Source organism: Vibrio neptunius (genome assembly GCA_019339365.1).
GTDB classification, from domain to species: Bacteria; Pseudomonadota; Gammaproteobacteria; order Enterobacterales; family Vibrionaceae; genus Vibrio; species Vibrio neptunius.
Genome location: CP079859.1, coordinates 825,774 through 850,013 on the forward strand (window position 1 = coordinate 825,774; position 24,240 = coordinate 850,013).

Genomic DNA, 24,240 nt, shown 5'->3' on the forward strand with positions numbered 1-24,240 from the left:
GTCAAAATTGATATATCGTGCCAAAAATCTGACACAACTTCAGGTTAACTATGAAGACGACTTCGTCTATTAATCATAAAAAGTCGTGTGACTCATAAGATCGACACACATTTTAGAGGGTATACATTATGGCAGGAAAGTCGGTGGAGATTGAAACTCCATTAGTGGATGGCTTAGCGCAGGCTGAATCTTGGATTAGCAATAATTCTGACCTGTTGATTCAGTATGGTGTGAATGTTCTTTCAGCCATTCTGATTCTATTCATCGGTAACATTTTCGTTAAGATAGTGGCGAACAGTGTCGCTAAGATGCTGAAAAAGAAAAATATGGATAAAGCGGTTATTGAGTTTATCCATGGTTTGGTACGTTACTTATTGTTTGTGATTGTACTGATTGCGGCTTTGAGTCGTATCGGGGTCCAAACCGCGTCTGTTGTGGCTGTTATCGGTGCGGCAGGCTTAGCGGTAGGTTTAGCGCTGCAAGGCTCGCTGTCAAACTTTGCAGCAGGCGTGCTGATTGTTGCTTTCCGCCCATTTAAATCTGGCGATTACGTCGAAATTGGTGGCGTAGCAGGCAGTGTGGAGTCCATCCAAATCTTTCAAACGGTTCTGACGACGCCAGATAATAAGATGGTTGTCGTACCAAATGGCAGTGTTATCGGCGGCCCTATCACGAATTACTCGCGTCATGAAACTCGTCGCATCGATTTGATTATAGGTGTGTCTTATAGTGCGGATCTGCAGAAAACCAAAGCGCTTTTAACCAAGATCTGTGACTCTGACGAGCGTATCCTTAAAGATCCTGCTGTCCTGGTTGGCGTGCATACGTTGGCGGATTCTTCAGTGAACTTTGTGGTTCGACCATGGGTTAAGACGTCTGATTACTGGGGAGTGTATTTCGATCTAATGCAAGCGATTAAAGAAGGCTTAGATAATGAAGGCATTGAAATTCCGTTCCCGCAAATGGATGTTCACCTCAACAAGGTTGAATCCTGATTGGAAAAGCGAGGCCTAGCCTCGCTTTTTTATATCTCAATGACTGAGTTGGGGATAGCTTGCAATAGTTTCGGCAAGGAAGTGCCTGCAATGCCTATGGTCAGTTCAGGGTGACCGGGTGTGTAGAGGATTTCCGAGTGCTGGTATAAGGCACGTTCTACGACAATCTCAACATGTTCAGGCATACCGAAAGGACAAACAGCGCCGGGAACACAGCCCAGCAGCGCTATCATTTCTTCATCGCTGCAAATGGAAGGTCGCTTCCCTAAGACTTGCTTGATGGCTTTACTATCAAGGCGTGCATCCTTGTGGGTCAGATACAGCGCATGTCCACCCCCTTTCAATTTCAGAAACAGACTCTTGCTATGGGTACCTGTCCAACCAAGTTGTTCAGCGACACGCATATCAGTGGCGAAATCGAGAATGGGCTCATGGCGCCATTCTTTAAAGCTCACTTCATGCTGTTGAAGAAGGTTTAGGTTGTACTGATAGATTTGATCTAATCGTTCCATGTAATTATCCGTATTTATTGACCAGTTCGTTTATAAGCATCAAGGCAATCGTGAACATCATTATAGCGACCGCAATATCAATCCCTTGTTTTACTCTTGGTCTTGATAAGGTGGGACCAAGCTTCGCAGCACCGATCGACAAGGTGTAGAACCAAACAAAAGAGGCCATGATCGTACCGAATGCAAACGAAATTCGCTCTTGTCCTTCAAATTGTCCACCAATTGAGCCAAGGATCACCACAGTATCAAGATACAGGTGAGGGTTAAGCACGGTGACTGCCAGTGCCCCGAGAATCACCGCTCTGCGACCACGTTCTACGACTTGACGCTTGGACTCGGACGCTCTATTCCTGTGCATGGCGCTGTTGAGTGACAGTAAGCCATAGAAGGTCAGAAAGGCAATACCGCCTAAGGTGACGACCGTGAGTAGGGTTTCATTTTGTGACAGGACTGCACCACCGCCAAATATGCCTAGCGAGATGAAGATAACATCGAGAACGCTACAAATAGTAGCGGTCGTCAAGTGATGGTTTCTCTTAATACCTTGGTTGAGAACATAGGCATTTTGCGCACCAATTGGAATGATCATGCTGGCACCCAGCCCAAAGCCTTGTAATAACACCCATAGATTCACGTTTATCTCTCCAGTGAATGGCGAATATGAGCGTTGAGAATAGAGTCAGTATCTTGATAAGTATAATTAATGATTTTAATCTATTATAAGTTTTACTTATTTTGGCGGCGCTATGCGTGGGTTGGATTACAAATGGATAGAGGCTTTGGAGTCAGTAGTGACTCAAGGCAGTTTTGAACGTGCAGCGGAGGCGCTCTACATCTCGCAGTCTGCGGTCTCACAGCGTATTAAGCAGTTAGAAAAGTTTCTCGCTCAGCCCGTGCTTGTTCGCGAGCAGCCACCTAGAGCAACAATGGTGGGTAAAAAGCTGTTGGGCCTTTACCATAGGGTGCAATTGCTAGAAAGTGAGCTGGTACCTGAATTAACTAATAGTGATTCAGAGCGCCCGCTGGCGATTTCTATTGCCACCAATGCCGATAGCCTGGCAACTTGGCTGTTGCCGTCACTACAGCCGGTACTGACAACGCGGAACATTGAGCTGAGACTGGCAGTACTCAATGAAGTTAGGGCAATAGAAAAGCTCAAAAGTGGCGAGGTGACTGGTGCAATTAGTCTAGAATCTCGGCCTATTCCCGGATGTCAGGCGGACTATTTAGGCAGAGTTGATTATGTCTGTGTGGCAAACCCGCAATTCGTCGAGCGTTATTTCCCCAATGGCGTGAACTATGAATCTCTACTGCAGGCTCCAGCAGTGGCATACGACCAGCATGATGATCAACATCAGCTGTTTTTAAAAGAGCATTTTAATATTTTGCCAGATAATGTTCGGACTCACCGCGTTGCCAGTTCAGAAGCGTTTGTCAAAATGGCCCTGGCAGGAGTTGCGTATTGTTTGATCCCAAGCTTTCAGATCCAAAAAGAGTTAGCGCAAGGGAGATTAGTCGACATCTTGCCCGGGTTCTTAAGTTCATATCGCATCTATTGGCATCACTGGCAACTCGAATCGGGTGTATTGGAAGAAGTGACTCAATCCATTGTTAATTATGCGAGAAATGTGCTGTCGAGCTAGTACTTGGTTAAAGTTCTGTCAGAACATCGAACTAGACTCCTCATGCAGCATCTAAACGCTATGATGTATGTGATTAGTTAAATAAGGTGAACAATAATGAAGATAGTTTCTAGCCTGGCAATTGCCGTTTCAGGTCTGGTCAGTATTGGTGCATACGCTGATACGCCTAACTTCCCACACCTAGCTACGACCGGATATGGTGAAGTTGTTGCAAAGCCTGATATGGCGAAGTTTACGGTTCGTGTGGTCGAAACCACCATGACGGCAGAACAAGCCAAGCAGACAGTCGACAAAGTAGTGACAGACTTTCTGACTAAACTGAAAGAGCAGGGAATGCGTGCTGATAACATCACCAGCTCTAATCTTTATATCTCACCACAATACCATTACCCGAAAAATGGTAAGCCTGAGTTAGTGGGTTACCGTGCTTCTCGCACTGTTAATGTTACTGTCGATGAATTGGCGAACTTGAATCAGTATCTGGATATTGCGCTGAATTCGGGCATCAACCAGGTCGAAAACATTCAGCTTAAAGTGAAAGATCAGGCTAAATATCAAGAGCAAGCACGCCAAGCCGCCATCAAGGATGCCAATAGTAAAGCCGAGTCACTGGCCTCTGGTTTTGGCAAAGATATCAACGGTGTCTGGCGAATTGATTACAATATGCCGAGCAGTCAGCCGGTACTGATGCGTTCAATGGCGATGGACGCAAAAACGGAATCAAACACCTATCAGGACTCAACAATCGTGATACGTGATCGAGTTGACGTCATTTATCAGTTGGATTAAGCAATGAAAGCACCTTTTCTCGCTAAACTTAAGGTGCTTCATTCAATTATTGATTTTCATTTTGGATTGTTTAACCACTTCTTGTTTAGTTACATACAGTACCGTATTTGGGAGTTGTGGTGAGGTTCTGAGTACACGTCTTTTGGTGTCAGCCAGTCTCAACTGAATAGCAACATTAGAGCGTTCGCAGTCAATTCATGTTTATTGTCGAACTTCTTCCTCACAGTCACCGTTTATACGAATATGTCCTGTTGCTAGCAGAGAACCGTGAGTTTGCTATGTGATTTTTAACGCCTTGTATGAGATGGGTTTTGTGGTTGGGAGTTGATACACGCCGCAATAAATACGATGATATTGCTGTTTATGAATGTAATACGCACCGGTGAAACAGAGTATCTGTGTGTAAAATTAGCAATGGCATTACGTAAAACCTAGGCTTGTTTTACAGGATTATGCGTCTTGTTTGATTGTGGTTTGTATTTGTTCCATTGAGCGATGAAGATGACGATCAAACTGCTTTGCTGCTTGCTCAGTGTCTTTTGCTAGCACCAATTTCATGATGTTTTCACACTCATCAATCTCAAAACGACGTGTGTCCAGTCCGTTGTTGCGAGCGAAATAGCGGTAACGCTTGATTTGATTGATAAGGTCAGTGAAAAACTCAAACATGTTGCGTGAATTTGAACCTTCAAGCAGCGTGATATGGAACTGATGCAGGCGTTCTTCCCACTCTTTCCAGTCATACTCATCGTTAGGCAAATCTATTCGTGATAGCTTATGAAACGATGTTAAAACTTCGAGCTCCCAGTCTTCACTTCCTGAAAGAATCGATTTTTTCAGTAGCACAGCGGCGACGGTACGTAGGCTTTCGTAAAGATCGGCAAGTTCATTCACACATACTGGTGATACCCAGCAACCTTTTTGTGGCTCGAGACTGACATACTTTGTCCATGAGAGCTGCACTAGTGCTTCTCTAATTGGTGAAGCCCCCACGTGATATCGGCTTTTTAGATCGGCGACTACTAACTTCTGGCTCGGCTTGAGTTCCCCACTTAATATGTCTTGATAGATCATTTTCGAGACTTTATTAGTCAGCGTTGGGCTAGACAATTTCCTTTCCTCATTTGCATAAATACAGCGCGATATAAAACTGTCGTGAATTTAATGGTATGCAATACTTTGATGGATAATACAGCGTACCAAATAGTGAGACAAGAGGAAGGGATAAAAAAAGAGGGCCGAGGCCCTCTTTAAAAAGTGAATATTTATTCGGTTCTTATAGAACGTGAACAGAAGCTGTGTTTGTTGTACCAGAAGCAACTAGAGCGCCAGATACCATAACAACGATGTCACCTTTGTTACCTAGACCAGATTCAAGTGCGAGTTCTTTACCTAGTACGTAGAATGCGTCAGTACTGTCGATTGAATCAACCAACACAGGGCGAACACCTTTTGTTAGCACAAGCTGAGCTGCTGTTTTTGCATTGTTAGTCAGTGCAAGGATGTTTGCTGTTGGGAAGTACTTACGTACTGAGCGAGCTGATTTACCACCTTCAGTTGCAACAACAATCAGTGGAGCTGCTAGTTTCTCAGCTGTGTCTACAGCGCCTTTACATACTGCTTCAGTGATACGCAGACGAGGGCTATCAAGGCGAGAACCTAGTTCCGCTTTTAGTGCTGCATCTGTGCGATTTGCGATTTGAGCCATGATAGTTACCGCTTCAACTGGGTACTTACCTTTGGCTGTTTCGCCAGAAAGCATGACAGCATCAGTACCGTCCATCACTGCGTTCGCAACGTCGCCTGCTTCTGCACGAGTAGGACGTGGGTTGTTGATCATAGAATCAAGCATTTGAGTCGCTGTGATAACCATCTTACGAGCACGGTTACATTTCTCGATCATCATCTTCTGAGCGAAGATCACTTCTTCCGCTGGGATTTCAACACCTAGGTCACCACGAGCAACCATGATACCGTCAGACAGCTCTAGGATCTCATCGAAGTTATCAACACCTTCTTGGTTTTCGATTTTAGAGATGATGTGGATGTTTTCACCGCCGTTAGCCGCAAGCACTTCGCGAATTTCTTTCACGTCAGACGCTTTACGGATGAAAGAGGCTGCAACAAAGTCAACGCCTTGCTCACAACCAAACTTAAGGTCGTTCTTATCTTTTTCAGATAGAGCAGGTAGGTTTACTGAAACGCCAGGTAGGTTAACCCCTTTGTTTTCGCCTAGTGCGCCGTTGTTCAGTACCTTACATTTCACTTCAGTTTCTGAAGTAGCCAGTACTTCCATTTCGATCAGACCGTCGTCCACTAGGATAGTGTTACCAACGTTAAGGTCTGCTGCGAAACCTGCGTAAGTTACCGCTACTTTGTCTTTGTCGCCCACAACTGAAGTGTCAGTTGTGAAAGTGAACTCCTGACCAGCAACCAGATCAACGTCGTCGCCATTTTCTAGCTTGATAGTACGGATCTCTGGGCCTTTAGTATCTAAAAGGATGGCCAGTTGCTTACCAGACTCTTCCATTACTTTACGGAAGTTCGCAATACGAGTGCCGTGCTCTTGGTAGTCACCGTGTGAGAAGTTTAGGCGCATTACGTTCATGCCTGCATTTACGAGTTCAGTTAGCTTCTCTACAGATTCAGTTTTAGGGCCAATCGTACATACGATTTTGGTCTTTTTCATGGAAGATATTCTCCGGTCAATAATAGTTACAATCTGAAAGTCATTTATCTCGCTGAAGTCGAGGGTTCCCGCCTGGCATTTCGAGCCTTCTATATACAAGAGAACATCAATGTTGTCGTCGACTTCAGAACTGAAAGTCTTTCAACAAGTTTAGTCATTTTATGACCAAACTGTCTGGATAATACTCAGCATTTCTGTGACTAACCTAGGATATATGCGGTTAGTTGCAAAAAAATAACGGTCAATTCTGTAATTTTTTTTTCTTTTCGGTGGCGAATTCTACCACTGATTCACGCCAATATCACTGTTTAAGAATTGTCTTAGGACAAGGTTTTGCCGCTATTTTTTTATTTTTTGGTTCAAAATAAATGGACTTTAAAGTTTCGGTTTGACTATAATTTCTTTCACAACGAAACTTGTTAAATGAAATTAAGATGTCGAAACGAAACACGCAACTAAGAAGACACGCAATTTCTAATTTGGTAAATGAAAAAGGTGAGGTCAGTGTTGAGGCTTTATCTCTCCAATTTGAGACTTCTGAAGTAACAATTCGAAAGGATCTTGCCTCTTTAGAGAAAAATGGCCAATTATTGCGTCGCTATGGTGGTGCTATCGCATTACCAAAAGAAGTCGTCAGCGATGAATTGAGCGAAAATGTTTCGATTCGTAAGAATGAACTCGCCCAAGCGGCCGCCAAGCTGATCCGCGAGCACAATCGCATTGTGATCGACAGTGGCAGCACAACCGCTTCATTGATCAAGCAACTGGATGGTATGCGTGGTTTGGTTGTAATGACCAACTCACTCAATGTGGCGAACGCGCTTAATGAGCTTGAAAGTGAGCCTACGTTATTGATGACGGGCGGGACTTGGGATGCACATTCTGAGTCTTTTCAAGGACAAGTGGCTGAGTCGGTACTACGCTCATATGACTTTGACCAGCTATTTATTGGTGCTGATGGCGTTGACTTAGAGCGAGGTACGACAACATTTAATGAATTGGTCGGCCTAAGTAAAGTGATGGCTGAAGTGTCACGTGAAGTCATTGTGATGGTCGAATCTGAAAAAATTGGTCGTAAGATTCCAAACCTCGAACTGGCTTGGACTTCCATCGATATCTTAATTACTAACAAAGACTTAAATCCTGAGTTCAAACAGCAAATTGAATCTCATGATGTGAAAGTTATTTGCGTATAAAGCTATTTAAAACAAATTAATCAATTTAATCCCGTCAATTTGGCTTTTTTGCTTGCTGTCTAGATTGCGTACCTCGGATGAGGAAGGGATACCAAAAAACGGAGATACAAATATGTGTGGAATCGTCGGTGCAGTAGCACAACGAGATGTGGCTGAAATTCTGGTGGAAGGCTTACGCCGCCTTGAATACCGTGGTTATGACTCTGCAGGTGTTGCTGTAGTTGATGGTGATTCTAATCTGACTCGCCTTCGCCGTCTGGGTAAAGTTCAGGAACTGGCGGACGCTGTGGACGCAGCGGAAGTGGTCGGTGGGACAGGTATCGCTCACACGCGTTGGGCGACCCACGGTGAGCCTTCAGAGGCTAATGCACACCCGCACATGTCTGGTGATATTGCTGTTGTGCATAATGGCATCATTGAAAATCATGAAGAGCTGCGTGAGCTGCTGAAATCTCGTGGCTATGTATTTGACTCCCAAACGGACACTGAAGTCATTGCTCACATGGTTGAGTGGGAGCTACGCACTGCTGACTCACTACTTGAGGCGGTTCAGAAAACTGCCAAGCAACTTGAAGGCGCTTACGGTACAGTTGCTGTTGATCGCAAAGATCCTTCACGCATTGTTGTTGCTCGCTCTGGCAGCCCGATCGTCATTGGTTTCGGTGTCGGTGAAAACTTCCTCGCTTCAGATCAGCTTGCATTGCTAAATGTGACCCGTCGCTTTATGTATCTGGAAGAAGGCGATGTGGCTGAAATTACTCGTCGTGAAGTGAACGTGTTTGATCTTTCTGGTGAACGTGTTGAGCGTGAAATCATTGAGTCAAACGCAGAGCACGATGCGGGTGACAAAGGCCAGTACCGTCACTTTATGCAAAAAGAAATCTACGAACAACCAACGGCTTTAATTAACACAATGGAAGGCCGCCTAACATCGGATTCAGTTGTCACCGAAGCTATTGGTGTTAATGCGGCAGAAATCTTGAGTAAAGTTGAGCACGTACAGATCGTCGCATGCGGCACGTCTTATAATGCGGGAATGACTGCACGCTACTGGTTTGAAGATATTGCAGGCGTAAGTTGCGATGTGGAAATTGCGTCTGAGTTCCGATACCGCAAATTTGTGACTCGTCCAAATAGCCTGCTGATCACTTTATCTCAATCAGGTGAAACGGCTGATACTTTGGCAGCGCTTCGCCTTGCTAAAGAGAAAGGCTACATGGCGGCAATGACGATTTGTAACGTTGCAGGCTCTTCGTTAGTTCGTGAGTCTGATTTTGCTTTCATGACACGCGCTGGCGTCGAAATCGGCGTTGCATCAACGAAAGCCTTCACAACTCAGCTTTCAGCACTGCTAATGCTAGTGACGGCACTTGGTAAGCAGCAAAGCCGTGTAAGCAAAGAGAAAGAAAAAGAGATTGTTGAAGCACTGCATGCATTACCAAAACAGATCAACTCTGCGCTATCGTTTGAGAAAGATATTGAAGCTCTAGCGGAAGATTTTGCTGATAAGCACCACACCTTGTTCCTTGGCCGTGGTGAATTTTACCCGATTGCTATGGAAGCTTCTTTGAAGCTGAAAGAAATCTCTTACATTCACGCAGAAGCTTATGCGGCGGGTGAATTGAAACATGGTCCTCTTGCTCTGATTGATGCTGATATGCCAGTGGTTGTTGTCGCACCGAGTAATGAACTGCTTGAAAAACTTAAGTCGAATATTGAAGAAGTGCGTGCGCGTGGTGGCTTGCTGTATGTTTTCGCTGATGCAGAGGCCGGCTTTGAAGCTGATGAAACCATGAAGATCATCACGATGCCTCACGTAAGTGACATCACTGCACCTATCTACTATACGGTTCCGATGCAGCTACTGTCTTACTATGTTGCACTCATCAAAGGTACGGACGTAGATCAACCACGTAACTTAGCCAAAGCGGTAACGGTAGAGTAACTTCAGTTAGACAAATGAAAACCGAGGCATTGCCTCGGTTTTTTAGTTTTAATCTGTTTACATGTTATCCAGCAATGGAATCACTTCGTCCAGTTGATTTAAGACGGTTATCTTGCTTTTCAACTCACGAAGAGGTGGCAGAAGATCAGGAATCATCACCGCGTTGCACTCTGCTGCTAGGGCAGCTTTGATTCCGTTGTTCGAATCTTCCAGTACTAGGCATTGTTTTGCATCAACCCCTAGCTGGCAATAAGCCATCTTATAGCAGTCGGGATTAGGTTTGCCGAGAGTGACATCTTCAGCACTAATAATGAGATCAAATTGCGCTAAATAGTGACTTGTCCGAAAGTTATGTTCGACATCCGAACGTTGCGAAGAGGTGACGATAGCCGTGAGTAGATCGCGTTGTTTTATAGCACTAAGGAGCGGTTCAAATCCTGGTTTGAGAGGGATACCGTGAGATCTTAGGTTGTGGTAGTGCTGGTCTCGAATGCTTCGATAACGATGTATATCGATAGCGCTTTGAAAGTAGTCTACAAGCTGTTGTTCGCATTCCGGATCTTGTACACCAATAAACTGCTGATAAAAGTCATCAGATAGTGATAGCCCTTGCTCCAGATCCGCGAATTGCCAGCTTTGTTTGTAAATAGACTCACTGTCAAAAATAAGGCCATCCATGTCGAAGAGTACCGCTTTGAGAATATCAGGTTCTTTCTATAGTGTGGGGCTTACACAATGATTAGAATGGGCTCTCTTTACCTAGTTCATTGCATATTTCAACGATGGCGAGAGAGAGACCAGACTTGATTATTTGTTGCTGGCGTTTCAGTTGTAACTGATAAAACTCGAGATCGATATCATCATCCGGTTCCATGACTTCCATATGTACCATGCCCATTTTTTTGACCAGATTAAGCTTCTTTATAGGGTCTAAGATATTGGGGTCGGTAAATTCATAATCGGTCACATCACCGTTTAAGATGTTTTTGATTTTGATGATATCTTCGATGTCGTGATAAACATCGTTGGGTAGTACCCCTAAACCAAACAAGAGTTTAAGACGCACTGATAAGTCACCCAGTGGACCTGAATCATGAAGCAGTGGACCGACAACAGATTGAACCGCAAAGTTATCTTTCTGGAAAATACGCTGCATCAACGCATCAATAGAGTCATTAAACACATCAACAGTAGCAATAAAAAAGCCGCGAACCGAAGGTGCGTTGTTTAATCGCTCTAGAGAAGAACGGCAGTCGCTTTCAAGTGGGTGGCAAGGACATTTTGCCACCCACAAAAGGTTTAATTGCTATCTAGATAGGCTTTGGAAGAAATATTGGTCCAGGCACGCACCTTAGTCAGGTACTGTTTCTGAGAGCTGATGATCTCCTTTGCTAGTTCATCTTTGTTCGCTAGCTCTTCTAACAGTTCTTGAGTCGCGGTTTGCATTGCACTGAGCACTTCCGGTGGAAAATCTCGAACTTTAATGTTGGGATATTCAGCACTCATGCTCGCCCAGCTGTTGGCATTGGCATCGATTGCCTGAGTGTACATATCAAATGCCGCCACCCTGAAAGCTGTTTCTAGGATCGATTGAAGATCTTTAGGTAGTCTGTCCCACGTTTTTTTGTTGACTAGGAATTGAGTTTCAGAGCCAGGCTCGTGCCACGCTGTGTAATAGTAGGGGGCGATTTTTTGAAAACCCATACGCAAATCGAAAGCAGGGCCTACCCATTCAAGCGCATCAATTGTACCTCGTTCAAGTGAGGTATACAGTTCGCCAGGCGCTATGTTGGTTGGTTTTGCTCCAACTTTGGCCATTACTTCACCGGCAAATCCAGGAATACGAATTTTTAGACCTTTAAGATCTTCAACGGTGTTGATCTCTTTTTTAAACCAACCACCCATCTGGATATCGGAGTTGCCACCAGGGAACGAAAGCAAGTTATGCGGTGCGTAGACTTTTTCCATCAACTCCATACCACCACCACGATAAAACCAAGCGTATTGCTCGGTCGTGATCATCCCGAAGGGCATGGAAGAGAAATACAGTGTATTAGGTACTTTACCTTTCCAATAATACGAACTGGAGTGCCCAAGATCGTACTGACCTGATTTGACCATATCGAAAATGCCCAATGGCGCTTTGTGCTTATTGGCAGAGTCAATGCGAATCTTAAGCCGACCGTTAGACATCTCCTCTGCTAACTGAGCCACGTTCTTGGTGGCATCACCTAGAATCGGAGTATTTGGTCCCCAAGTTTCAGCTAGCTTGAGTCGATAGACTTTTTCCGCCGCGAAACTGGTGATAGACGCTAAGCCTAATACCAACGCGATGGCGCCAGTAACTGTAGAGCGAATGGTTGTATGAGATGGCATCATGATGGGAGCTAATTCCTGTTATTGTGATTATCGTTGCCCCTAGATTTCAGTTAGATGATAGTTCCGTCAATGGATTTTTAATTGGCATAATTTTGGTCAATCGATATAAAAGTCGGTTTTTCAGCAGCCATGAAAGATTGTTGCTTTGTTACTAAGTTGAGGTGTAAAAGATCGCTTCGAAATTTATTTTAAATCAAGTGAATTCTCTGGATAGCAAAAGTGCTGCGTAAGTCACGCAGCCTTTTCGTTAGTGTTCAATCAAGTTTAGGGGTGTGATGCGCTAGATACTGCTGGGCTTGAGAAGTGCCCATGTAACGGGCTAGTGTTTTGACAGGTACTTGCTGAAGATCAACCATGATCAATCCATCCAATGCATTGTTAAAAGATGGATCGACATTGAATGACACTAACTTACCATTAAGACCTAAGTATTGACGCAACAATACGGGAACCCCTTTGCCGTCATCAATACGTGCAATCACTCGCGACAATAGCTGGAGATCGCCCAACGCGGTCAGCATGCTAGTATTCCAGTTTTTGGGTTGAACTGGCAGAGGATGCGATGGTGTTACGTATTCGGCTTTCTCTGAGTCGTAATAATGGAGAGTCATGGTATCCGCAAGCAGTTGTCTCGCTTGTTCACTATAGTCGTTGCTGATACTGACAGGGCCAAACAAATGCGTATAGCTTGGATTGCGGTGGACGAAAGTTGCGATCCCTTTCCAGAGCAATAGCAGAGCGCCCATACTTTTCTGATAAGGCTCATCAATCACCGATCGACCCATTTCAATCGATTTGCCCATGGTGTTTAGAAAGTTTTCGCCGTAATGAAAAAGGGTTCTCGAATAAAGGCCGGACAAACCTTTATGCTGTATGATCTTATCGATTAACCCAAGACGATAGGCGCCAACTAAGCATTCATTATCTCTATCCCAGATAAACAGATGCTTGTAGTAACGATCAAATTCGTCGATGTCTAAAGCAAGCCCTGTGCCTTCACCTACTTTACGAAAGTTATTCTCTCTCAGCCTGCCTATTTCATGCAGTAATGAAGGGATATGTTCGGCGTCAGTGCAATAGACGTCAAACTCACCACTGGTCAACAAGTGATGTTCAGCTGGTAGCTTGGTAAGATCCGTTTTAAGATCTTGAACGGGTAAAGCATGTGCGACAGGTAAAGGGTTGGACTCCAACTCTTCAGTGTTTTCAGCACTTAAGGTTTTGTTTTGGAATAAGTAGGTATTGAGGCGAAGGTAGTTAACAATTTGCGCGTCTGTTAGGCCGTTCACTTCTTTAAACTTGATTGCCGAACCGATGGATATATTGATTGGCCGCTGGTTTTTATTGAGTAGTTCGCGGCCGAGCATTAAGGTTCTAAGTAGTGGGTGGACTTTACCAGCCATATAGAAGCGCTTGGAGTTTTGACCATCGATAAACATTGGTATGGTATTCGCTCTGGCCTTACGTACTAAGCTGCTCACTGAGCGGCTCCATTCTTTATCTTCAATACGTTGAGTCTTACGATCAACCAGTTGGGAGACTTCTCCTGCGGGGAAAAGGAGTAATAGCCCACCTTGATCTAAATGTTGGTGAGCCTGTCGAAGCGCTTTCAGGTTCGCTTTGTGGGCGTTCTGGCCTTCAAATACATCGACACCGATAAACAGTTTATCCAGCTCAGGGACGGTTTTTAAATACTGGTTTGCCAATATCTGCACATCGTCTCTGACGTGCAGCAGTAGCTCTGCCAATATCACCCCTTCAACGCAGCCAAGAGGATGGTTGGCGACGACCACTGTTGCGCCTTGGGTGGGGATATGCATCAAAGAGCCTTTGATTACCTGATATTCAATGCCAAGTATCTCTAGAGTAAATCGCAGAAAAGCTTTGCTGTCACAGTCAGTTGGCCGCAGTGCGTAATACCGATCAAGCTTTTTGCAGACCAGTGGCCCACTCGGCTAAGTTTTCTCCTAAACCAAAAGGTGTCTTACGTGGTAAACGAAAAGGGCTCGAAACTTCCATACTGTCCTCGGTTCTACGATTGACAAACCGAGGTTAGGTCGGTTTGATTGCAATTTGAGGTCAGAAAAATGAGAGATTTATGAATGAGCTATGACGATTTCATGATCCAAGAATAAATGGTAGCGCATTACTAATTTTAGGTGTAACAGTGGAAGCTTACTCGAACGAATCAAACGATTGGTCGCAAAACATAGGTAATGTTTGCCCGTGTTGGTGATCTACTGCTAGGTTGAAATAGGTATGTAAAGGCTTATTACTGATAAAGCGCGGCACAAGACTTCGCTCAATATTAGTAATAGTAGAGCCAATAAACCTTCGACTTGCTGCACTGGAATAAACGGGAACCAAGGGTTCCCGTTAACTTGTTTTAAACGATTATTTAGTCCGGTGAACTGCCATGTGGGCTAATGCGACGAGCGCTTCTTTATACTGAGACTCTGGCAGTACTTTCAGTTCTGCTATAGCCTTGTCCGCTTCTTGATAAGCTTTTTCGCGGGTATATTTCAGAGCGCCCGTTTGTTCCATCGCTTCCATGATGGCTGAAAGTTTCTCCATACCATTCGACTTCTCAATGGCTTCACGAATCATGCTGGTTTGTTCTGGCGAACCGTGGAGCATTGCGTAAAGTAGCGGTAGGGTAGGTTTACCTTCAGCTAAGTCATCGCCGACATTTTTACCCATGTCTTCACCGTCAGACGTATAATCCATCACGTCATCGATCAGTTGGAAAGCCGTCCCTAGGAACTTGCCGTAATTCTGTAAGGCAAGTTCCATATCAGCAGGGGCTTCATTGAGAATAGCCCCTATTTGTGTTGCGGCTTCAAACAATCGAGCCGTTTTTGAGTAAATAACCTGCATGTAGCTTTCTTCAGTCGTATCTGGATCATTGCAGTTCATGAGCTGTTGGACTTCGCCTTCGGCGATAACGTTGACTGAATCACTCATTAGTTTGAGGATCTTCATTGATCCTAGCTCTGTCATCATCTGAAAAGAGCGTGTGTAAATAAAATCACCAACCAAAACGCTGGCAGCATTTCCGAAAGCGGCGTTGGCTGTGGCTTTACCCCGGCGCATATGTGACTCATCAACCACATCGTCATGAAGTAATGTTGCAGTATGAATAAACTCAATAAACGCAGCCGCTGTTGTATGCGCTTGGCCCTGATAACCCAGAGCACGAGCAGATAATACGGCTAAAAGAGGACGTATACGTTTACCACCACCACTAACGATGTAAAAACCTAATTGGTTGATTAAAGATACGTCAGAGTTGAGTTGAGCGTGAATGGTTTCATTCACTTTTGCCATGTCGTCGGCAGTTAGAGCTTGGATAGCTTTAAAATCCATTGTAAATCCGGCTGAAGTTAGAACTAGTAAGGTCTTCTTATCTGACTTTATTGCTGAATAATACACTAAAAAACGTTGATAAATACATGGCTAAAGGGCATGATTGCGGCACTTTTATCTGGCGATTAGCTTTTCGCCAATTTTTTAAAAATATGGCTTGTCATAGGGACATCTCTTCTGTAGAATCTGCGCCCTATTGATGATTAGTTTAGCGCACACCCATGATGCTCAATAAACAAGCATAAGGCTGTGCGGAAAAAGCGGAGTAAGATATGTACGCTGTTTTCCAATCTGGTGGTAAACAACACCGTGTAAGCGAAGGTCAAACTCTTCGTTTAGAGAAATTAGACGTAGAAACTGGTGCAACTGTTGAATTTGATAAAGTTCTTCTTGTTGCTAACGGCGAAGACGTTCAAGTTGGCGCTCCTCTAGTAGAGGGCGGCAAAGTAGTTGCTGAAGTTGTACAACACGGTCGTGGCGACAAAGTTAAAGTCGTTAAGTTCCGTCGTCGTAAGCACTCTCGTAAGCAACAGGGTCACCGTCAGTGGTTCACTGAAGTGAAGATCACTGGTATCAACGCTTAATTATTAGGAGAGTTAACAATGGCACACAAAAAAGCTGGTGGTTCTACTCGTAACGGCCGCGATTCAGAAAGCAAACGTCTAGGTGTTAAGCGTTTCGGTGGTGAGTCTGTTCTTGCAGGTAACATCATTGTTCGTCAACGTGGTACTAAGTTCCACGCTGGTACTAACGTTGGTATCGGTAAAGACCACACTCTATTCGCTCTTACTGAAGGTAAAGTGAAGTTCGAAGTGAAAGGTCCTAAGAACCGTAAATTCGTAAGTATCGAAGCTGAGTAATCCTCGCTGAGATTAAGAATTTAGGCTTCTAGCTGAATTCAAAAGCCCTGCCGATTCGGCGGGGTTTTTTATTTGTAGCAAGCTGGAATAGATACTAAGGCACTTTGCAAAAAAGTCCCTCATTATATGTTCCTGAGTAGCAGAACGATCTGGGATTTTAGGTGATCGATCTGAAATTAGGATCTGCTAGAATTTATATCATTCACATCCCGAAACAGGGTCAGTGAGATGATATTTGCAACGCAGCTACGATAAGTAGTAATTGGGCGGAGTAAGAGATGAAATTCGTTGATGAAGCGGTAGTTAAAGTTCAAGCCGGAGATGGCGGTAACGGTGTAGTGAGTTTCTGGAGAGAGAAATTCGTTGCGAAAGGTGGCCCAGATGGTGGTGACGGTGGTGATGGTGGCGACGTCTATATCCAAGCTGATGAAAACCTTAATACCCTGATTGACTATCGTTTTCAGCGCTTCTACGAAGCGGAGCGCGGAGAAAATGGGCGCGGTGGTAATTGTACAGGTAAACGAGGGAAAGATAAGGTGCTGCGTGTACCTGTCGGAACTCGTGCTGTGGATATTCACACTAATGAAATCGTGGCGGAAGTCGCAGAGCATGGCAAAAAAAATCATGGTCGCAAAAGGTGGCTGGCACGGTTTAGGTAATACGCGTTTTAAGTCGTCGGTCAACCGCGCACCACGTCAAAAAACCTTGGGCACTAAAGGCGAGATCCGTGAAGTTCGCTTAGAGCTATTGTTGCTTGCTGATGTGGGTATGCTTGGTTTACCGAATGCAGGTAAATCAACATTTATTCGCTCGGTGTCAGCCGCTAAGCCAAAAGTAGCTGACTATCCATTTACGACTTTGATCCCTAGCTTAGGTGTAGTTAGTGTCGTACCTGAAAAGAGCTTTGTTGTCGCTGATATTCCTGGATTGATCGAAGGCGCTGCTGATGGTGCTGGTCTTGGTATTCGCTTCTTGAAGCATTTAGAGCGCTGTCGAGTTCTACTGCATATGATCGACATTATGCCGATTGATCAAAGTGATCCCGTGCAAAATGCGTTAACCATCATTGATGAGCTTGAGCAGTACAGTGAGAAGCTAGCAGATAAGCCGCGTTGGCTTATCTTCAACAAAGTTGACTTGATGCCTGAAGAAGAAGTTAACGAAGTGATCCAAAACATTCTCGACGCTCTCGGCTGGGAAGAGGATTACTACAAGATCTCTGCGGTGAATAAGCAAGGAACCAAAGAGCTTTGTTACAAGTTGGCTGATTTTATGGAAAATCTGCCTCGTGAAGAAGAAGCGATCTCGGAAGAAGAGAAAGTTGACTTCATGTGGGATGATTACCATAAAGACGCAATGTCAGGCAAAGACGTCATTACTGAAGACGACGATGACTGGGATGATTGGGACGATGAAGAAGACGACGGGCATGTCGTTTATGTCCGCGAATAATCCTTAAGTTGATTGAAAGCCGCAATGTTTAAAGCATTGCGGCTTTTTTGTATTTAAATCAAATCAATCGTCGGCGTGATTCGCCACAATAGCAGGATTCTAAAGGAGTAGGATTGATTTATGGTTTCAAAACAACGCAGTGTTTCTCGCCTTATTGCTCAAGCCGGGCAAATGCTGCTTGCTCACGGAGCAGAGAGCACATTGGTAGGGGATGTGACTCGACGCATTGGACTGGCTAGTGGCATGGATGAAGTCGAAGTTTCTTTGTCTGCCAGCTCGTTAGTGGTGACAACTGTGTATCAAGAGCACTGCATTACCACCGCACGCCGTAGCCCCGATCGTGGTATTAACATGCGAGTTATTACTCAGGTTCAGAGGATCTGCATAATGCTAGAACGCGGAATCATCGATCATACTTTAGCGCAGCATAAGTTAGACCAGATTAATCCAGAGCGATACAATCGTTGGTTGGTAGCAATAATGATCGGTTTATCTTGTGCTGCATTTAGTCGACTAGCGGGGGGCGATTGGGTGGTCTTTGCTATGACATTCATCGCTTCTTCGATTGGGATGATAGTCAGGCAGGAAATCGGCCATCGTCACTTTAATCCTTTGATGAACTTTGCCGCGACAGCGTTTGTTACAACTGTTGTTTCAGCACAAGCGGTGATTTATGGGCTGGGTAATTCGCCGTTTTTGGTTATGGCCTCTTCGGTACTGATGTTGGTGCCAGGGTTTCCTTTAATTAATGCTGTCGCGGATATGCTCAAAGGCTATATCAATATGGGCATTGCTCGCTTTGTTATGGCAAGCCTGCTTACCTTGGCAACCTGCCTTGGTATCGTCGCGGCCATGAGCCTAGTTGGTGTCTGGGGGTGGGTGTTGTGATGTGGTTTGATTTATTGGTTGCTTTGCTCAACGACATGCTGTTTGCCGCGGTTCCTGCTGTGGGCTTTGCTTTAGTTTTTAATGTGCCTCAAAAAGCCTTAGTTTATTGTGCAATCGGGGGAGCAATTGGGCATGGTTCACGCTATTTGATGATGCATTTTGGTATCCCTATCGAATGGGCCACCTTTTTTGCTGCGATGTTGGTTAGTATTATTGGTATCCATTGGTCTCATCGCTTTCTCGCTCATCCTAAAGTGTTTACGGTAGCCGCGTTGATTCCTATGGTTCCAGGTGTATTTGCTTTTAAGGCAATGATAGCCTTAGTGGAGCTCAATCACAGAGGATACAGCCATGAGTTGGTGGCCATGTTGGCGGAAAACTTCCTCAAGGCAATGTTTATAATTGCAGGATTAGCGGTTGGCTTAGCCATGCCGGGGTTGCTATTCTATCGCCGGAAATCGATAGTCTGAGACGTTTAAAGGAGCATCAGCAATGATCATCAGTATGATCGCCGCCATGGCAAAAGATCGAGTAATTGGTAAAGACAATCAAATGCCGTGGCATCTGCCAGCAGATTTTGCTTGGTTCAAACGTTGTACTATGGGCAAGCCAGTTGTTATGGGACGTAAGACGTACGAGTCGATTGGCCGTCCACTTCCAGGCCGCCAGAACATTGTGATCAGCCGTGATGCCAACTTAGCCATTGAAGGCGTCACAACAGTGATCTCTATTGATCAGGCCTTAGAGGCTGCTGGTGAGGTAGACGAAGTGATGATCATTGGTGGTGGTACTATCTATGAGGCTTGCCTGCCTAAAGCCAATAAATTATATGTCACTCATATTAAAGCAGAGATTCAAGGCGATACTCAGTTCCCATCATGGAGTGATGAGTTTAAAGAAACTTACTCCGAGTCTTATTCTGCTGATGAGAAGAACGCCTACGATATGCGTTTTGTCGTATTGGAAAGAAGCTAGCTTATAGCTCCGTATTTCAACTGTGAGGCATTAAATCATTGTCATTCCATAGAGCGACGAAGGAGAGAGTAGGGAATCTTTACAAAAGGGAGCTTACTATTGGAGATTCCCAACTTAGTCGTTCCTCCTGCTTGGGAATGACGTTGGTATATTAAGATAACGCCTTTTGAGTAAAGAACTGCTTATCTTCCCATCTCAACATCGTCAGGCTACCACCCCACACACAACCTGTATCTAATCCAATGACATCTTTGCCAGTATAGCCTTCCAATGCTGCCCAATGGCCGAACAACACTATCTTATTCAGCGGGATACGATTGTTAAGTTTAAACCATGGCGTTAAATGACTATCTTGGACATCTTTTTGGTGGCCGCTTACAGGCCATATCTAGCCTTCCATCGGAAAAGCAGAAGCGCATTCTTGTGAAGGCGTTAATGATATATCGGTAGCGCTCAATGCCCTTGAGTTTGTCATACCAATAATCTGGCTGATTATCGTACATGTTTTTGATCAGCCAATGCCATTCTTTACTCTGTAAAATGGCTTCGACTTCTCTGGCACAGTTTCTAGCGACATCAAGCGACCATTGCGGTGAAATGCCTGCATGGCACATAATGAATTCATCATGCTCCGCGATAAGGGGTTGCTGGCGAAGCCAATTGAGTAGCTCTTGTTTGTCGTCAGCATCAAAGATAGGAGCGGTCTTATCCTTGCTCTTAACTTTGTGTACACCTATTGAGACGGCGAGTAAGTGCAGGTCATGATTACCTAAAACCACTTTAGCTGATTGGCCTAAATCTTTGATAAAGCGAAGTGTTTCTAACGATTTTGGCCCTCGAGCAACCAGATCTCCTGCAACCCAGAGTGTATCAGATTGCGGTTTGAAGCCGGCTTGTTTAAGGAGTAGTTGCAGCTCATCAAAGCAGCCTTGAATATCACCAACAATATAATTGGACACAAAAATTCCTAAATGATATCAGTTGAGAATATTAGGTAGAGCAAGTCTAAACGGCTCAATTTCGGTGATAAACTCTCGGCCTTTCTCATCAAGAAGAATGTATTGACCTTGCATGACGCCAACGGGAGTTTCTAGAGCGGTACCACTGCTGTAGGTATACTCATCACTACCTGGAATAAAAGGCTGCTGACCTACGACACCATCGCCCTCAACGGTCATTTGTTTGCCATTGGCATCTGTGATTAACCATCGACGACTGATGAGCTTAACGGTTTGATTACTTAAATTTTTAATAGTTATGATATAGGCAAAGACGTAGCGCTTGGAATCGGGTTGAGATTGTTCCGAAATGTATTTGGTATGAACTTGAACTTTAATACAAGGGTTAGCTTCCATGTAGACTCCTGCGTGCAAGTCAAAAAATTAGAGCTGTAGACCAACAGGTTACAACTCTAATTATATGAAGATTATTTGTGATTTGCGTCTAACCAGTTAGCTAAATCAACGAACTGTTCCAGAGTCAGATTCTCGGGACGCATACCAGGGTTAATACCCAACCGCTCCAGCGTTTCAGCATCGACCAGAGATTTAAAACAGTTGCGAACGGTTTTGCGTCTTTGGTTGAAGCCTTCACGACAAACGCGATCTAACCAATTCAGACTGGTCGCTGGGTATGGCAGAGTCTCATATGGGACGAGGCGAACAACCGCTGAATCAACTTTTGGTGGTGGGACGAATGCTGTTGGAGGCACTTCTAGCACCGGAACGACTTTACAGTAGTATTGCGCCATTACCGTTAGACGGCCATAAGCCTTAGTGCCAGGGCCTGCGGCTAAACGATTCACCACCTCTTTTTGCAGCATAAAGTGCATGTCTTGAATATCTTTATGGTATTCAAAGAGGTGGAACATCAAAGGTGTAGAGATGTTGTATGGTAGATTGCCAAAGATGCGTAATTTATTGTTAGGCTTAACCAATTGTGTGAAGTCAAAACGCATGGCGTCGCCTTCATGAATGGTCAGCTTATCCGCAAGTTCAGGATGAGTCCTTAAACGTTCCGCGAGATCTCGGTCAAGTTCAATGACAGTGAACTTATCGACTTCTCGACCTACAGGCTCAGTAATCGCGCCTAGACCCGGACCGATCTCAACCAAGTTTTGACCTGGCTTAGGATTGATGGCAGAGACAATCCCATCAATAATGTATGGGTCGTTCAAGAAGTTTTGACCAAAGCGCTTACGTGCTTTGTGTCCTAAATGGACATCATTTCTCATAGTGTTCTCAAGTTAACTGGTTTTCTTGTCGACAAGCTCAATAGCATGAGCGAGTGCCGTTGTAAAACTTCCTGTGTCTGCATCACCTGTCCCTGCAAGGTCTAATGCCGTACCGTGATCCACGGATGTCCTGATAAATGGGAGGCCCAGAGTAATGTTCACTGAACGACCGAAACCTTTGTATTTTAGCACCGGAAGAACCTGATCGTGGTACATGCCTAGTACGGCATCCGCCTCGTTGAGATACTTTTCGTTAAAAATCGTATCAGCTGGTAATGGACCGACAAGGTCAATACCGTCTTCCTGGCGCAGCTTGTTCAGCGTTGGTGTGATGGTGTCAATCTCTTCCCTACCCAGACAGCCATCCTCTCCTGCGTGTGGATTCAACCCACAGACGTATATTTTAGGTGATGAAATAGCAAACTTCTCAACCAAATCCTGATGGAGAATATGGACTATTTTCTTTAGTCTATCTTCGGTTACCGCTTTAGAAACGTAAGCCAATGGAATATGAGTTGTCACCAAGGCAACTCTGAGTCCTTCTGTGGCCAGCATCATCACCACCAGTGGTGTATTTGATTTGTCAGCAAAGAACTCAGTATGACCACTAAACGCGACGCCAGCTCGATTAATTACGCCTTTGTGTACAGGACCAGTGACAATAGCATCAAACTCACCATTCATACAGCCCAAAGCGGCTCTTTCTAGTGTTTCTAGTACATAGTGGCCATTTTTCTCATCGAGCTGACCCACAATCGCAGGGACATTAAGCGCAATATGATCGATAATCAACGAGCCAGCTTGCTGAGGGGTAGGAAGCGCCTCAGCATCATAATCAATTAGTTGTACGTTGATATCGAGTTGTTTAGCGCGTTGCTCCAGCAAATCCTTATCGGCACTGACCACTATTTGATGTGGCCAGCTTTGTTTCGAAAGGGCTAAAACTAAATCCGGTCCGATTCCTGCGGGCTCCCCTGCGGTGACCACAATACGCTTAATTGTCATCTTGCCCTTCCTTGACGACTTCTACGAAAGCACTTGCCCTGATTTCTTGCAGCCAAGCACTAGCTTCTTCATTAAATTTACGATTAAAGATAATGCGATAGGCTTTATTCTTGAGCGCTGAATCTGTGCGGTCAACCTCACGGCGCTCCATCACTTCGACAATATGCCAACCATGCACGGTTTTAAATGGTTCGCTTATTTGGCCAACAGGAAGAGTGTCAATTTGATGTTTGAATTCAGGAACGTAGAGGTCTGAAGTCTGGAAACCCAATTCACCTTGTTGTGCTGCTGACCCCGGATCTTGGCTATATTGCTGAGCCATTTCACCAAAAGTTGCTTCGCCCAACTGAATACGGCGAGTGATATCGCGTAACTCTTTTTGCACCCCTTCATCGCTGAGGATTACTGTAGGTTTAATCAGAATATGTCGTGCATTGACCTCTGTCACAGCAACCGTTTCTAGGCCTTTCACATCCTCGATTTTTAGAATGTGGAAACCGACACCGCTGCGAAATGGACCGATAACACTGCCTTTGTTCTCTAGGTTGATTTGGTCTGCAAAGATAGTAGGCATTTCTTCTTTGCGCATCCAGCCCCAATCACCACCTTGCAGTGCTTTTGGACCTTTTGAATAGGTATATGCCAAAGTGCTGAAATCAGCACCTTGATTAAGCTCCTTGACGATTTGATTGGCTTTCTCTTCAATGGCTGCCTTGTCATCACCATCATTCACACGAAGTTGGATATGGCCAATTTTGTATTGTACTGTTGCGTTGGTTTCTTTAGCCAACATATTTGCTAGGTTATCAACTTCAGCCGGCAAAATGTTGATTCGACGGCGAACTAATGCGTTTCGAGCTTCACTAGCAGCAATTTCTTTGCGAACCTGTTCACGGAACTGCGCGTAGCTCAATCCTTCTTTTGCTATAGAATCAGTCAGTTGCTCAAGCGTCTGATTGTTGTTCTCTGCAATTTCTTCGATCGCTTCATTTAGGCGGCTGTCATCGATAAGAATGCCAATACGTTGCGCTTCCTGCTGCTGGATGGTGTCTACTATTAGCTTTTCTGTGACTTGTTCACGCAGAGTCGCGTCAGCAGGTAGCGATTGTTGGTTTTGTTTAGCATTCGCGCGAATAGTTTTGAGAGAAGTCTCTATATCACTTTGCAATACTACGCCGCCATTTACAATCACCGCGACTTTGTCCAGTTCGACAGGCTCTGCTTGTACAAAAGAAAACTGGCTGGCTGCAATTAGCCCAAACAAGGTTTGCTTCCAAAGTTTCATAAATTTCCTGTTAAAAGAATGAGCCTGC

At 44.7% G+C, this 24,240-nt stretch carries 22 protein-coding genes and 3 pseudogenes; 11 read left to right on the forward strand and 14 right to left on the reverse strand.

Annotation, left to right across the window (positions count from 1 at the left end):
• Positions 1 to 128: 128 nt before the first annotated feature.
• Entirely contained in the window at positions 129 to 995 is an 867-nt protein-coding gene (gene mscS / locus KW548_04060) for a small-conductance mechanosensitive channel MscS (protein QXX07224.1), read from the forward strand.
• A gap of 29 nt (positions 996 to 1,024) precedes the next feature.
• Here mscS and KW548_04065 read toward each other — a convergent pair whose 3' ends face one another.
• The gene (locus KW548_04065) at positions 1,025 to 1,507 is read right to left on the reverse strand and encodes a YbaK/EbsC family protein (protein QXX07225.1); all 483 of its coding nucleotides are present in this window, start codon (positions 1,505 to 1,507) and stop codon (positions 1,025 to 1,027) included.
• Positions 1,508 to 1,511: 4 nt separating this feature from the next.
• Positions 1,512 to 2,141: a LysE/ArgO family amino acid transporter gene (locus tag KW548_04070; protein ID QXX07226.1), complete on the reverse strand. Its 630-nt coding sequence runs from the start codon at positions 2,139 to 2,141 to the stop codon at positions 1,512 to 1,514.
• Positions 2,142 to 2,253: 112 nt separating this feature from the next.
• Between KW548_04070 and KW548_04075 the strand changes: the two genes are divergently transcribed.
• Both KW548_04075 and KW548_04080 read left to right on the forward strand, forming a co-directional pair.
• Positions 2,254 to 3,150, forward strand: coding sequence for a LysR family transcriptional regulator ArgP (locus tag KW548_04075; GenBank protein ID QXX07227.1), 897 nt, complete (start codon positions 2,254 to 2,256; stop codon positions 3,148 to 3,150).
• Positions 3,151 to 3,246: 96 nt separating this feature from the next.
• Complete coding sequence (locus tag KW548_04080; protein ID QXX07228.1) at positions 3,247 to 3,939, forward strand: oxidative stress defense protein; 693 nt, start codon at positions 3,247 to 3,249, stop codon at positions 3,937 to 3,939.
• A 450-nt stretch (positions 3,940 to 4,389) separates the two neighbouring features.
• On the opposite strand, the gene KW548_04085 is transcribed toward KW548_04080, so the two are convergent.
• Together KW548_04085 and pykF are read right to left on the reverse strand one after the other, a co-directional pair.
• Complete coding sequence (locus KW548_04085) at positions 4,390 to 5,049, reverse strand: GntR family transcriptional regulator (protein ID QXX07229.1); 660 nt, start codon at positions 5,047 to 5,049, stop codon at positions 4,390 to 4,392.
• Positions 5,050 to 5,215: 166 nt separating this feature from the next.
• Positions 5,216 to 6,628 (reverse strand): pyruvate kinase PykF, encoded by a 1,413-nt coding sequence (pykF, locus tag KW548_04090; GenBank protein ID QXX07230.1) that lies wholly within the window; start codon positions 6,626 to 6,628, stop codon positions 5,216 to 5,218.
• Positions 6,629 to 7,062: 434 nt separating this feature from the next.
• On the opposite strand from pykF, the gene KW548_04095 reads away from it, so the two are divergent.
• Complete coding sequence (locus KW548_04095; GenBank protein QXX07231.1) at positions 7,063 to 7,824, forward strand: DeoR family transcriptional regulator; 762 nt, start codon at positions 7,063 to 7,065, stop codon at positions 7,822 to 7,824.
• A 112-nt stretch (positions 7,825 to 7,936) separates the two neighbouring features.
• Positions 7,937 to 9,769 (forward strand): glutamine--fructose-6-phosphate transaminase (isomerizing), encoded by a 1,833-nt coding sequence (gene glmS, locus KW548_04100; protein ID QXX07232.1) that lies wholly within the window; start codon positions 7,937 to 7,939, stop codon positions 9,767 to 9,769.
• Between the two features lie 57 nt (positions 9,770 to 9,826).
• Here the strand turns inward: glmS and KW548_04105 are convergent, their stop codons facing one another.
• The 5 genes and pseudogenes from KW548_04105 to ispB form a co-directional block, all read right to left on the reverse strand.
• On the reverse strand, positions 9,827 to 10,471 hold the full coding sequence (locus KW548_04105; protein QXX07973.1) for an HAD family phosphatase: 645 nt from the start codon (positions 10,469 to 10,471) through the stop codon (positions 9,827 to 9,829).
• Positions 10,472 to 10,508: 37 nt separating this feature from the next.
• Complete coding sequence (locus tag KW548_04110; protein ID QXX07974.1) at positions 10,509 to 11,057, reverse strand: MltR family transcriptional regulator; 549 nt, start codon at positions 11,055 to 11,057, stop codon at positions 10,509 to 10,511.
• Positions 11,058 to 11,068: 11 nt separating this feature from the next.
• Positions 11,069 to 12,148 (reverse strand): TRAP transporter substrate-binding protein, encoded by a 1,080-nt coding sequence (locus KW548_04115; GenBank protein QXX07233.1) that lies wholly within the window; start codon positions 12,146 to 12,148, stop codon positions 11,069 to 11,071.
• Between the two features lie 254 nt (positions 12,149 to 12,402).
• A pseudogene (locus KW548_04120) lies at positions 12,403 to 14,167 on the reverse strand (lysophospholipid acyltransferase family protein).
• A gap of 375 nt (positions 14,168 to 14,542) precedes the next feature.
• Positions 14,543 to 15,514, reverse strand: a complete 972-nt coding sequence (gene ispB, locus KW548_04125; protein QXX07234.1) for an octaprenyl diphosphate synthase — start codon at positions 15,512 to 15,514, stop codon at positions 14,543 to 14,545.
• Between the two features lie 272 nt (positions 15,515 to 15,786).
• On the opposite strand from ispB, the gene rplU reads away from it, so the two are divergent.
• From rplU to folA, 6 genes and pseudogenes are all read left to right on the forward strand, one after another.
• Positions 15,787 to 16,098 (forward strand): 50S ribosomal protein L21, encoded by a 312-nt coding sequence (gene rplU / locus KW548_04130; GenBank protein QXX07235.1) that lies wholly within the window; start codon positions 15,787 to 15,789, stop codon positions 16,096 to 16,098.
• Positions 16,099 to 16,116: 18 nt separating this feature from the next.
• A complete protein-coding gene (gene rpmA / locus KW548_04135; GenBank protein QXX07236.1) occupies positions 16,117 to 16,374 on the forward strand; it encodes a 50S ribosomal protein L27 in 258 nt (85 codons plus the stop codon).
• Between the two features lie 278 nt (positions 16,375 to 16,652).
• Positions 16,653 to 17,826 (forward strand): annotated as a pseudogene (gene cgtA / locus KW548_04140) (Obg family GTPase CgtA).
• Between the two features lie 120 nt (positions 17,827 to 17,946).
• Positions 17,947 to 18,714: a threonine/serine exporter ThrE family protein gene (locus KW548_04145; GenBank protein ID QXX07237.1), complete on the forward strand. Its 768-nt coding sequence runs from the start codon at positions 17,947 to 17,949 to the stop codon at positions 18,712 to 18,714.
• The gene (locus tag KW548_04150; GenBank protein QXX07238.1) at positions 18,714 to 19,184 is read left to right on the forward strand and encodes a threonine/serine exporter family protein; all 471 of its coding nucleotides are present in this window, start codon (positions 18,714 to 18,716) and stop codon (positions 19,182 to 19,184) included. Before KW548_04145 ends, KW548_04150 begins: the two co-directional genes overlap by 1 nt.
• 22 nt (positions 19,185 to 19,206) lie before the next feature.
• Positions 19,207 to 19,689, forward strand: coding sequence for a type 3 dihydrofolate reductase (gene folA, locus KW548_04155; GenBank protein ID QXX07239.1), 483 nt, complete (start codon positions 19,207 to 19,209; stop codon positions 19,687 to 19,689).
• A gap of 151 nt (positions 19,690 to 19,840) precedes the next feature.
• On the opposite strand, the pseudogene apaH reads toward folA, so the two are convergent.
• The 5 genes and pseudogenes from apaH to surA all read right to left on the reverse strand — a co-directional run bounded on the left by apaH (position 19,841) and on the right by surA (position 24,212).
• Positions 19,841 to 20,648 (reverse strand): annotated as a pseudogene (gene apaH / locus KW548_04160) (bis(5'-nucleosyl)-tetraphosphatase (symmetrical) ApaH).
• An 18-nt stretch (positions 20,649 to 20,666) separates the two neighbouring features.
• A complete protein-coding gene (gene apaG, locus KW548_04165) occupies positions 20,667 to 21,044 on the reverse strand; it encodes a Co2+/Mg2+ efflux protein ApaG (protein ID QXX07240.1) in 378 nt (125 codons plus the stop codon).
• 71 nt (positions 21,045 to 21,115) lie between these two features.
• Positions 21,116 to 21,922 carry a 16S rRNA (adenine(1518)-N(6)/adenine(1519)-N(6))-dimethyltransferase RsmA gene (gene rsmA / locus KW548_04170; protein ID QXX07241.1) on the reverse strand — a complete coding sequence of 269 codons (807 nt, stop codon included), beginning with the start codon at positions 21,920 to 21,922 and terminating at the stop codon, positions 21,116 to 21,118.
• A 12-nt stretch (positions 21,923 to 21,934) separates the two neighbouring features.
• Positions 21,935 to 22,927, reverse strand: coding sequence for a 4-hydroxythreonine-4-phosphate dehydrogenase PdxA (gene pdxA, locus KW548_04175; protein QXX07242.1), 993 nt, complete (start codon positions 22,925 to 22,927; stop codon positions 21,935 to 21,937).
• Positions 22,917 to 24,212 carry a peptidylprolyl isomerase SurA gene (gene surA / locus KW548_04180; GenBank protein QXX07243.1) on the reverse strand — a complete coding sequence of 432 codons (1,296 nt, stop codon included), beginning with the start codon at positions 24,210 to 24,212 and terminating at the stop codon, positions 22,917 to 22,919. Before surA ends, pdxA begins: the two co-directional genes overlap by 11 nt.
• Between the last annotated feature and the right edge of the window lie 28 nt (positions 24,213 to 24,240).